This is a genomic window from Streptomyces misionensis (assembly GCF_007896895.1).
In the GTDB taxonomy this organism is placed as follows: Bacteria; Actinomycetota; Actinomycetes; order Streptomycetales; family Streptomycetaceae; genus Streptomyces; species Streptomyces misionensis_A.
On sequence record NZ_VOGW01000066.1, the window covers coordinates 1 to 1023 of the forward strand.

1 pseudogene is annotated in these 1023 nt (G+C 77.9%); it reads right to left on the reverse strand.

Annotation, left to right across the window (positions count from 1 at the left end):
* Positions 1-1023 (reverse strand): annotated as a pseudogene (locus tag FRZ03_RS12160) (ABC transporter permease); the annotation flags it as partial.

A 1023-nucleotide genomic window follows, 5' to 3' on the forward strand; every position in this document is an offset into this window, starting at 1 on the left:
CCGCCGCCACCAGCAGCGCGGCGAGTCCGGTCAGGAGCAGCAGTGGCGGCCAGTGCACCGGGCCGCCCGGCAGCTTCGGGAGGTGGGCGAAGGGGGAGAGGTCCAGCAGGGCGCGGGGCGCCTTCAGGGCGGGGCCGACCCAGCCGAGGAGGAGGACGGCGCCCGCGACGCCCCAGGCGGCGGACGCTCCGCGCGGCAGGACGCCGTGGAGCAGGACCGCGATGCCGCCGATCACCCAGATCGCGGGCAGCTGCACCAGACAGGCGGCCAGCAGGACGCCCGGGTCCTTGCCGTACCCGGCGGCGAAGCCCAGGCCGGTGAGGAGCATCAGCAGCACCGACCCGCCGAAGGCGATCAGCAGGTGGCCGGCCGCCCAGCGCAGCCGGCCGACCGCGCCCGCCAGCACCGGTTCGGCCCGTCCGGACCCCTCCTCGCCGTTCAGCCGCAGCACCGACTGCACGATGTACAGCGCCGCGACCAGCCCCAGCATCCCGGTCAGCGCGGCGAGCAGCGCGTCGTCGAGCGCCGCCTGCCCGCCCATCCGCCGGAAGAGCTCCCGCGCCTGGTCGTTGCCGCGCACCAGGTCCGCCGCCCCGGTCGCCACCGCGCCGTACACCACCCCGGCGACGAAGAGGCCCGCGCCCCAGCCGAGCACGCTGCCCCGCTGCAACCGCCAGGCCAGCGCGCCCGCGCCGCCGAGCCGCCCGGTGGCCGGACCGGGCCGGGTCGGCAGGAAGCTCATGCCGAAGTCCCGGCGCGCGGCCAGCGCGTAGGCGACCGCGCCCTGGACCAGTACCGCCGCCGCGAACAGCCCGAGCACCCACCAGCGTTCGCCCGCGAACGCCCGCAGGTTCTCCAGCCAGCCGAGCGGCGAGAGCCAGGTCAGCACCGAGGAGCCGTCCGAGGACGCCGAGTCGCCCGCCGCCCGCAGCACGAACGCCGCGCCGAGCACCGCCGCCGTCAGCCCCCGCGCGAGCCGGGCGCTCTGGGTGAGCTGGGCCGCGACCGCCGCCGTGGTCGCGA